This is a genomic window from Halopenitus persicus (genome assembly GCF_900107205.1).
GTDB classification, from domain to species: Archaea; Halobacteriota; Halobacteria; order Halobacteriales; family Haloferacaceae; genus Halopenitus; species Halopenitus persicus.
Map to the genome: position 1 here is coordinate 434,185 of NZ_FNPC01000002.1, position 8,772 is coordinate 442,956.

The following is an 8,772-nucleotide window of genomic DNA, read 5'->3' on the forward strand; positions in this document are numbered from 1 at the left end:
CTCGTCCCCGACGGCCCTCGCCTTTTCGTATGCCGAACTGGACCGGTTTCACGCTCGCGATCGCCGTTCTCACGCTCGTTCTGCTGGGACTGACTCGTCGGTCGCAGGCCGTACTGGAGAACGTCCGGGTCGTCGACGACGTGACCTCACGGACCGCGCCCGGTTCGAATCACGACGCTGATTCGAATTCCGGCGTGCGTTCCGATCCGTCGCCGACGATCACCACGCGACTGCTCCTGGCGAACGTCGCGGTCTCACAGGGCCTGTTCCTGGCCGCGGTCGTGGCGCTCGTGTGGTGGTACGACGTGCCGGCAGCGACCCTCGGTCTCCCGGCGGACCCGATCGCCGTCCGTTCGGTCGGATACGGCGTCCTCGCGGGGGCCGCCGTGGCCGTTCTGAACGAACTCGGCGCGGGGATCGGTCGCCGGGTCGGGCTTCCGGGGCCGGAACGACTCCGGGAGTCGCTGGCGCCGACGGACGCGGTCGAGTGGGCGGTGCTGCTCGTGGTCGTCCTGCCGACGATCGCCGTCTTCGAGGAGCTGCTGTTTCGCGGCGTGCTCATCGGCGCGTTCGCGACCGGACTGGGGATCGATCCGTGGCTGCTGGTCGTCGGATCCGCGATCGTGTTCGGGATCGGGCACGGCGCGCAGGGACGCCTCGGCGTGGTCGTGACCGCCGTCCTCGGAACGGTTCTCGGCGGCCTCTTCGTCCGCTCCGGATCCCTCGTGGTCGTGATCGTGGCCCACTACGTCATCAACGCGGTCGAATTCGTCGTCCACGAAGGACCCGGTCCGGACATCGGCACGTGGTTCGGTCGGTGAGGGCGCCGCTTGCTTCTCGCACCGCTTGCTTCTCGCTCCACCTTGTTTCGCTCCGCCTTGTTTTGCTCCGCCGTGCCTCACTCCGCCGTGTCGTCCGTCCCGCACACCCGTGAGCCGCCGGGATGGACGCGGCAGACGGTCGGATCGTAGCCGGCGTCGGAGAGACCGGTCCCGAGCGCGAAGACGGTTCGCCCGAGCATCGCCATCGACGCCTCGCCGCCGACGTCGTCGACCAGGTCGATCGCCTCCGCGACCGGCGGAACGAGCAGCCCGGCTTCCCGTGCGAACGTCCGTGAGGCGTCCATCAGCGTCTCCAGCGTCGGATCCGCTTCCACGGTCGTCAACGCACGTTCGCCGGCGGCCGAGAGGTCGGCAGTGTCGTCGGCAAGGACCGACTCCGTCGAAAGCTCGCCGAAGGTGACGTACTCGATGCGGGCGGTCGCCGGGACGCCGTCGAGCGCCCCGTACCCGGGAGCACCCGGTTCGAGGCGGATCGGGATCCCGCCACGCGCCTGCGCGACGACGTCACCGAGTCCGGTTCCGGCCTCGATCTCGGCGGCGTGGGCGGTCCGAATCAGGTCGTTTTCCGACCGGCCGGCCTCGAGTGCGTCGGCGGCCGCCAGCGCGGTCCCCAGCGCCGCCGCCCCCGAAACGCCGAATCCGGCGCCGAGCGGAAGGTCGGTCTCGATCGCGACGCGTGCGTCGACGTCCAGCTTCGACAGAACGAGCGTCACCGGTTCGATCGTCGTCGACTCGCCGTTCACGGTCTGGGTCGGCGTCTCGCCCGGCTCGGCGACCGGATCGACGGTGACCGTCACGCCGTCCGAAATCGTGACTCCCGCACCGCGGGATCCGGCGGCGTGAACGACCTCGTCCGGATGGGCGCTGAAGAACGCCGTGACGTGTCCGGGGACGAACGCGCTCGATCGATCGTCGGTCATTCGAATGGAGTTACGGACTGAGCCGCTGGCGGTCGCGCGGGAACAGCACCGCCTCGCGGATGTTGTCGAGGCCGAGCATCGTCATCACGAGCCGCTCGGCGCCGATGGCCCAGCCGGCGTGCGGGGGCATCCCGTATTTGAACATCTTCGTGTAGTACTCGAACTCCTCGGGGTCGAGCCCCTGCTGTTCGAAGCCCGCGATGAGCTCCTCGTAGCGGTGTTCGCGCTGCCCGCCGGAGACGAGCTCCATCCGCGGGTGCATCAGGTCGAAGCCGGTCGAGAGCGTGTCGTCGCCGTCGTAATCCTTGATGTAGAACGGCTTGATCTCGGAGGGCCAGTCGGTGATGAAGTAGTGCTCGCCGACGTCCTCCCCGAGCGCGTGTTCGCCCTCGGTGGGGAGATCGTCGCCCCACACGAGCTGCTCGTCGAGTTCGCCGGTGGCGTTGATCCGCTCGATCGCCTCCTCGTAGGTGAGCCGCGGGAACGACTCGGTCGGCGCCTCGAACTCCGCCTCGAGCCCGAGGGCCTCGAGCTGCGGCTCGCAGTTCCGTTCGACCGCCTCGTAGGCCGACCGGATGACCGACTCACAGACGTCCATCGCGTCCTCGTGGTCACAGAAGGCGCCCTCGAAGTCGATCGAGGTGGCCTCGTTGAGGTGTCGCGGCGTGTTGTGCTCCTCGGCGCGGAAGATCGGTCCGATCTCGAAGACGCGCTCGAGACTCGACCCCGCCGTCAGCTGCTTGAACAGCTGCGGCGACTGGTTCATGAACGCCTCCTCGCCGAAGTAGGTGATCGGGAAGAGCTCGGTTCCGCCCTCGGTCCCGGTCGCGACGATCTTCGGGGTCGTGATCTCCGTGGCGTTCGCGTCGCGGAAGGCCTCCCGTGCCGCGCGGAAGATCTCGCCGCGGATCTCGAAGACTGCCTTGACCTCGTCCTTCCGCAGGTCGAGCGTCCGGTTGTCGAGCCGGGTCGACAGCTCCGCGTCGACCTTGCCGGAGGGGTCGAGCGGCAGCTCGGTGTCCGACTCCGCGAGCACGTCGACGGAATCGGGGGTGATCTCGACGCCCGTCGGCGCGCGCGGCTCCTCGTCGACGGCGCCGGTCACCGCGATCACCGACTCGCGTGCGACGCCGAGACCGGTCTCGACGAGCTCGTCGTCCATCTCGTCCTTCTCGAACTTGACCTGGATCCGGCCCTCGGTGTCCCGGAGGATGAGGAACGCGATGCCACCGAGGTCTCGGACCTCGTGTACCCAGCCGGCGACCGTGACGTGATCGCCCGGCTCGGCGTCGGACGTGTACGTGCGGTCTTCGAGTCCGTGCATACCTCCCCGTTCCGGGGAGAAGGCTTAAAAGACGTTGATTCGGAGTCCGCCACCCAGAAGTTTCAGTACGCCGCGCCCGTAACGCTCGAATATGTTGCACCGGTTGCGGCCGTGGATCGCCGCCGCGCTGGCGCTCGCGATCGTCGGACTCGGTCACGCGTATCTCCGTCGGTGGGGTCGTGGACTCGTCTGGCTGCTCACCGTCGTGGGCGCGTCCGTCGTCCTCCACTCCGTCAACGACGTGGAACCCGTGAACCCGCTCACGAACCCCGAGGGCGTCCCGGCCGTCGTGTTGGTTCCGATCACGGTCCTCGTCCTCCTGTCGGCCGTCGACGCCTACGTGTTGGGGCGACGGGACCGCGATCGCGCTCGGACCCAAGCCCGAACGGTCGTCGGCGGAACGGACGACCGGTCCGCCGACGGCCCCGCCGAGAGCTCGTCCGGGACGTCGGACCGTTCGTCCGGGACGCCTGACCGGTCGTCCGGGAGCGGACCGACCACGACCGGAACCGAACGTCCTCCGACGCGAAACGCGGTTCCCGCCGCGCCGGAGGAGACTCCGGCGGTGACCTGTCCCCACTGCGGCAAGGAGACCGACGCGGAGCTCGACTTCTGTCACTGGTGTACCGAACCGCTGCCGACCGCCGAGGACGACGGGACCGGCGCCGTTCGATAGGACGACGGGACCGGCGCCGTTCGGGAGGACGGCGACCGCGGGATCGACCCGGCCTTCTCACTCCGCTCCCTCGGCCGGTTCCCGCCGCTCGACGAGTTCGTTGTTCTCGAGAGTGAGGACCGTCTCGCCGTCCTGGTTGGTCACCGTGATCGCCTCGTGGATGATCCCGGCGTCGGGATTGCTCTCGGAGGGGCGCGTGTCCAGGATCTCGAACGCGACCGAGAGCGTGTCTCCCGGCCGGACCGGCGCGTGCCACCGGACGTCGTCGATCCCGAGCCCGGCGATGACCGCCCGGTCGCCCCGCGCGGCGTCCACCAGCAGGCGGACGGACAGCGCGAGCGTGTGGTAGCCGCTGGCGATGACGTCGCCGTAGGGGCTCTCGGCGGCGGCCTCGGGGTCGGTGTGGATGTCCAGCGGATCGTACTCCTCGGCGAACTCGCGGATCTCCTCGCGCGAGACCGTCGTCGAGCCGCACTGCGTGACCGTCCCGGGCTCGACGTCCTCGAAGTAGATGGTCCCGTCGTCCTCGTCATCGGCCTCGGACGTCGCGTCCGTCGCCGTATCTTCGCCCGCCGCCCCCTCGTCGTCGGTCATCCCCTCGCTGCCGGTCGTCATCGCGTCGCTCGCTCCGCTCGTGGTCGTCTCGACGTTTTCGGGTCGATCGCTCATACCGCGGCGTATGCAAACCGGGCTCAAGGCGGTTCCGTTTTTCTCGGATCAGGGGTTTCGTTTCGGCCGTGGATCGCGCCCGCACGGATCGCGCATCTCTTTATGCCCGCAACCGCGATCGATCGACACGAGGCCGACCCAGCGTATGTCATCCGACACCGACGCCGCCGCGTCCCGGTCGATCGACCCGGGCGAGTCGCTCATCGGCCGTGCGCTCGCGGGCGCGGCGGCCCGCCTTTCAGCCGCCGCGGACGAGTCCGCGATCCTCGGCATCGCCCGCCGGGAACTCGACCGCGCGGGCGACGCCGCGACCGACTCGACGCTCGCCGACGGCGGCCGGTTTCTGGTCCGGACGACCCGGCGATCGTGGTTGTTCCGGTGGCTCACCGCCGAGCCCGAACCGGAGGTGATCGTGATCGACCTCCGGGAGACGTGGACCGTGGGTCCCGTCATTCGCCTGCTCGACCATCTGTTCGACCGCCTCGCCGGCGGCGTGGCCGATTCGCGGGTCGTCGCGCTCGCGAGCGTGGTTCACGCCGAACTCCGTGCCGCGCCCCTGCGCGTCGCGGGCGTCCTCGCGATCGGCGCTGGCATCGCGACCCTGGGCGCGTCGGTCGGCGGCGGCGGACCGACCCTCGGCGCGCCGACCGTCCTCGCGCTCGCGCTCGTTGCGGGCGGCGCGCTCGCGCTCCGGGACGACCGGTCGTGGGCGACCCTTCGGGAGTCGAAGCCGGTCGAGCTGCTCGTCGCCGCGCTCGAGCCGCCCGAACCGCCGGAACCGTCCGAACCGCCGGAACCGCCGGGCGCCAACGGGGACGTCGGGGACGGGACCGCCGAGGACGATCCTGCCACTGAACGCGCCGATTCCCACCCGGGAAAGTCCCAGTGACCGAATCCTCCCGGATCGCCACCGGGATCGACGCTCCTTAAGTGTCGTCGCGCCCCCTCTCCCGATAGTGACTCTCACGGAACTCGCCGTGGCGGTCCTCGCCGGGATCGTCCAGGGGGTCGTCGAATGGCTGCCGGTCTCGAGCCAGGGCAATCTCGCGTTGGTGCTCACCGCGGTCGGGACGGACCCGCAGGTCGCGCTTCAGCTCGCGCTGTTTCTGCAGGTCGGGACGACCCTCTCGGCGGCGACCTACTACCGGTCGGACATCGCGACCGCGTTCGCCGCGGCCCCGGGGTGGCGACCCCGGTCGGCGTATGACGCCGATAACGCGATCGTCTCGTACGTGGTCGTCGCCTGTCTGATGACGGGGCTCGTCGGCATTCCGCTATACATCTTCGCCGTCGATCTGGCGGGGCAACTCGCGGGCGGCGTCTTCATCGCGGCCATCGGCGTCCTGCTGCTGCTCACTGGCGCGCTGCAGCTGGCCTCCGAATCGGTCGCGATGGGCGGACGGGAGACCCCGACGCTCCTCGATTCCCTGCTCGTCGGCGGCGTCCAGGGAATCGCGATCCTCCCCGGCGTCTCCCGGTCGGGCGTCACCACGAGCGCGCTGTTGTTCCGCAGCTACGAGCCGCCGGCCGCGTTCCGGCTCTCCTTTCTGTTGTCGATTCCCGCGAGCCTTGCCGCCGCCGCGCTGACGATCGCGGGCGCCGGGGGCCTTCCCGGGATCAGTCCCGTGGCGGCGGCCGTCGCGCTCTCGGTCAGCGCCGTGGTCGGCTACCTGACGATCGACGCGCTGATGCGGGTCGTCGAGCGCATCCCCTTCTGGATCGTCTGCGTCACCCTCGGAACCCTCGCGATCGTCGGCGGCGGCGTGGTCTCCGTCGTCGCCTGATATCGGACCGGAACGCCGTCGACCGCACCGTTCTCCGATGACTTCCGGATCGATTCCGTAGCCGTGGGTTTTCCACGATCGTCGAACCACGACTCGATGCCCGTCTCGTAAACCAGAATTCTAAAGTGGGTTTACGAAAACGCTCGCGTATGTCAACCGCCACGGAGTCGGTCGACCTCGTCGGCCACGAATCGACCCGAAATCTCGCCCGAGCGGCGCTGTTCGCGGCGCTCGTCGGTGCGTTCGCGTACGTCTCGTTTCCCGTTCCCCTCTCGCCCGCGCCGGTCACGCTGCAGGTCCTCGGCGTCTTCCTCGCCGGGGTGCTGCTCGGTCCCGTCTGGGGGCCGGCGGCGCTCGGGATCTACCTGGCGGCCGGCGCCCTCGGCGCGCCGGTCTTCTCCGGGGGTGCGGGCGGGCTCGGCCATCTCGTCGGCGCGACCGCCGGCTACCTCTGGTCGTATCCGGTCGCGGCCGGGGTCGTCGGCCTCGCCGTCCATCGCGGACCCGCGCTTCGCGACCTCGATGGGGTCGGCGTTCCGACGCTCGTCGGCGGCCTGATCGCCGGCACGGTCGTCATCTACGCGGTCGGCGTGACCGGGCTCGCGCTCGTGCTCGGACTCGCCCCGGTCGAGGCCGTGGTCCAGGGCGCGCTCGTCTTCCTCCCCGCCGAGGCCGCCAAGATCGCCGCCGCGGTCGGGATCGTGCGCTCGGACGCCCTGGCCGCGACATGATCGACGTCGACGCGGTGACGGTCGACCGCGGCGGCGTTCGCGCCCTCGATGACGTCTCGCTGACGGTTCCGGACGGCGAGTTCCTGATCCTCGCCGGGGCGAACGGGGCCGGCAAGACGACCCTCGTTCGGACGTTCAACGGACTGGTCACCCCCGATTCGGGCACCGTCCGCGTGAACGGGACTCCCGTCGAGGCGGACCTGCTGGCCGCGAGACGCGCGGTCGGGATGGTGTTTCAACACCCGCGCGACCAGATCGTCGCGGCGACGGTCGCCGCCGACGTCGCCTTCGGTCCGGAGAACCTCGGCCTCGACCGCGAGGCCATCGACGAACGGGTCGACGATGCCCTGGAGGCCGTCGGACTTTCCGACCGGCGAGACGCCCGCGTGGACGAGCTGTCGGGCGGGCAGCGGCAGCGCCTCGCGATCGCGGGCGCGCTCGCGATGCGGCCGTCCCATCTCGTGCTCGACGAGCCGTTCACCGGACTCGACGCTGCCGCCCGACGGTCGGTCCGGTCCCGCCTCGAGGCCCTCCACGACGAGGGCACGAGCGTGGTCGTCGTCACCCACGACCCCCGATCCGTTCGCGATCTCGCGGACCGGAGCGTAGTCCTCGCCGACGGCGAGATCGCGGCCGTCGAGGACGATGACCGCGATATCGATCGCCCGATCCTCGGCGATCCCGAATGACGGTCGCGTACGTTCCGGACGACTCCCGCTTCCATCGGCTCGATCCGCGGTCGAAGCTGTTCCTCCAGGTCGCCTTCGCCGCGGCCGCGTACGCGTACACCACGCCGCGAGGACTGGCGGTCCTTTCCGTTCTCGCCGTGAGCTGCGTGTGGGCCGCCGGCGGAACCGTTCGTGAGGCCGCGTGGGGCTACCGCTGGAGCGCCCCGTTCCTCCTCGCGGCGCCCGTCGTCGCGGGGGTCACCGTCGGACCGCCGTGGATCCGGGCCGCGGACGCGCTGACGACCGGGCTCGCGAGCTACCGGGTCTGGATCGTGTTGCTCGTCGCGGCCTCGTTCGTCCGGTCGACGCCGGTCCGGGAGTCGCGTGCGGCGCTCCAGTGGCTCGTCCCCGGTCGGCCGGGGCGAGCCCTCGGCATCGGCGTCGCGCTCGTCTTCCGGTTCCTCCCGCTGCTGCGTCACGACCTCGCGAGCACGCGCGCGGCGATTCACGCGCGGTGCGGCGCGGAACGCTCGGTTCACCATCGAATGCGGATCGTGGCGGTCGCGGGGATCGCTCGCGCGATCGGGCGGGCCGACCGGCTCGCGACCGCGCTGACGGCGCGGTGTTTCGCGTGGAACCCGACGCTGCCGCCGCTTCGATTCTCGCGGACCGACGTCCCGGCGGTGCTGCTCGCGACGGGACTGACCGTCGCCGCGATCATCGCGGTCGCGTGACTTATTTATATACTACCGGATCATTCGCTCTATTTATTTATATATTATATCCGACTTTTCGTGTGATAACCGCCGGATGGTGGTGTTTAGTTAGTGGCATTGTGCCAGCGAGCGAAGGCTAAGATCCAGGATTCTGCTGTTTCCGGTTCAACGTGGCTGAAACAATTTGAGAACGACGACGTTCGGCGCTTCAGCTCTCGAAAGATCCGTTCGACAGCGTTCCGATTTCCGTGGCGACACATCTGAAATCGGAGTCCGGCTCGGGAAAGCGCAGTTTGGAGGTGTTGAGCGCCATCAACGAGAAAGACAGCAGTTTCGACATCGTGTTTGTCTCGTAATTCGCGAAGAAAGATCTCGGTTAACGATGTCGTGGTCGTGGAAAACAACCGGACGTGAAGCAGATCGCTGGTTTGCGGGTCTGCAG

The 8,772-nt window shown here is 69.3% G+C and carries 10 protein-coding genes and 1 pseudogene; 7 read left to right on the forward strand and 4 right to left on the reverse strand.

The genetic code is table 11. From position 1 onward, the window contains the following. The first annotated feature begins 29 nt into the window (after positions 1-29). A complete protein-coding gene (locus BLV25_RS05170; protein WP_092731206.1) occupies positions 30-821 on the forward strand; it encodes a CPBP family intramembrane glutamic endopeptidase in 792 nt (263 codons plus the stop codon). Between the two features lie 77 nt (positions 822-898). On the opposite strand, the gene BLV25_RS05175 is transcribed toward BLV25_RS05170, so the two are convergent. Together BLV25_RS05175 and aspS are read right to left on the reverse strand one after the other, a co-directional pair. Beyond that, a complete protein-coding gene (locus tag BLV25_RS05175) occupies positions 899-1,762 on the reverse strand; it encodes a pantoate kinase (protein WP_092731208.1) in 864 nt (287 codons plus the stop codon). 10 nt (positions 1,763-1,772) lie between these two features. Then, positions 1,773-3,086: an aspartate--tRNA(Asn) ligase gene (aspS, locus tag BLV25_RS05180; protein ID WP_092731210.1), complete on the reverse strand. Its 1,314-nt coding sequence runs from the start codon at positions 3,084-3,086 to the stop codon at positions 1,773-1,775. 91 nt (positions 3,087-3,177) lie between these two features. Here aspS and BLV25_RS05185 point away from each other — a divergent pair, with 91 nt between their 5' ends. Beyond that, the gene (locus tag BLV25_RS05185; RefSeq protein ID WP_021073592.1) at positions 3,178-3,762 is read left to right on the forward strand and encodes a zinc ribbon domain-containing protein; all 585 of its coding nucleotides are present in this window, start codon (positions 3,178-3,180) and stop codon (positions 3,760-3,762) included. A gap of 57 nt (positions 3,763-3,819) precedes the next feature. On the opposite strand, the gene BLV25_RS05190 is transcribed toward BLV25_RS05185, so the two are convergent. Continuing rightward, positions 3,820-4,431 (reverse strand): MaoC family dehydratase, encoded by a 612-nt coding sequence (locus BLV25_RS05190; RefSeq protein ID WP_021073593.1) that lies wholly within the window; start codon positions 4,429-4,431, stop codon positions 3,820-3,822. 145 nt (positions 4,432-4,576) lie between these two features. On the opposite strand from BLV25_RS05190, the gene BLV25_RS05195 reads away from it, so the two are divergent. The 5 genes from BLV25_RS05195 (at position 4,577) to BLV25_RS05215 (ending at position 8,348) form a co-directional block, all read left to right on the forward strand. Beyond that, positions 4,577-5,320 carry a hypothetical protein gene (locus BLV25_RS05195; protein ID WP_092731212.1) on the forward strand — a complete coding sequence of 248 codons (744 nt, stop codon included), beginning with the start codon at positions 4,577-4,579 and terminating at the stop codon, positions 5,318-5,320. A gap of 67 nt (positions 5,321-5,387) precedes the next feature. After that, positions 5,388-6,215, forward strand: coding sequence for an undecaprenyl-diphosphate phosphatase (locus tag BLV25_RS05200; RefSeq protein ID WP_021075235.1), 828 nt, complete (start codon positions 5,388-5,390; stop codon positions 6,213-6,215). 149 nt (positions 6,216-6,364) lie between these two features. After that, entirely contained in the window at positions 6,365-6,946 is a 582-nt protein-coding gene (locus BLV25_RS05205; protein ID WP_021075234.1) for a biotin transporter BioY, read from the forward strand. Continuing rightward, complete coding sequence (locus tag BLV25_RS05210; protein WP_092731214.1) at positions 6,943-7,635, forward strand: energy-coupling factor ABC transporter ATP-binding protein; 693 nt, start codon at positions 6,943-6,945, stop codon at positions 7,633-7,635. The genes BLV25_RS05205 and BLV25_RS05210 overlap by 4 nt, the downstream gene beginning before the upstream one ends. After that, on the forward strand, positions 7,632-8,348 hold the full coding sequence (locus BLV25_RS05215; protein WP_092731216.1) for an energy-coupling factor transporter transmembrane component T family protein: 717 nt from the start codon (positions 7,632-7,634) through the stop codon (positions 8,346-8,348). Before BLV25_RS05210 ends, BLV25_RS05215 begins: the two co-directional genes overlap by 4 nt. A gap of 86 nt (positions 8,349-8,434) precedes the next feature. Here BLV25_RS05215 and BLV25_RS05220 read toward each other — a convergent pair. Beyond that, a pseudogene (locus tag BLV25_RS05220) lies at positions 8,435-8,772 on the reverse strand (IS6 family transposase); the annotation flags it as partial.

Coding starts and splice junctions, on each gene's coding strand:
- BLV25_RS05170 (WP_092731206.1), top strand. CDS start 30: ATGCCGAACTGGACCGGTTTCACGCTCGCGATCGCCGTTCTCACGCTC.
- BLV25_RS05175 (WP_092731208.1), bottom strand. CDS start 1,762: ATGACCGACGATCGATCGAGCGCGTTCGTCCCCGGACACGTCACGGCG.
- aspS (WP_092731210.1), bottom strand. CDS start 3,086: ATGCACGGACTCGAAGACCGCACGTACACGTCCGACGCCGAGCCGGGC.
- BLV25_RS05185 (WP_021073592.1), top strand. CDS start 3,178: ATGTTGCACCGGTTGCGGCCGTGGATCGCCGCCGCGCTGGCGCTCGCG.
- BLV25_RS05190 (WP_021073593.1), bottom strand. CDS start 4,431: ATGAGCGATCGACCCGAAAACGTCGAGACGACCACGAGCGGAGCGAGC.
- BLV25_RS05195 (WP_092731212.1), top strand. CDS start 4,577: ATGTCATCCGACACCGACGCCGCCGCGTCCCGGTCGATCGACCCGGGC.
- BLV25_RS05205 (WP_021075234.1), top strand. CDS start 6,365: ATGTCAACCGCCACGGAGTCGGTCGACCTCGTCGGCCACGAATCGACC.
- BLV25_RS05210 (WP_092731214.1), top strand. CDS start 6,943: ATGATCGACGTCGACGCGGTGACGGTCGACCGCGGCGGCGTTCGCGCC.
- BLV25_RS05215 (WP_092731216.1), top strand. CDS start 7,632: ATGACGGTCGCGTACGTTCCGGACGACTCCCGCTTCCATCGGCTCGAT.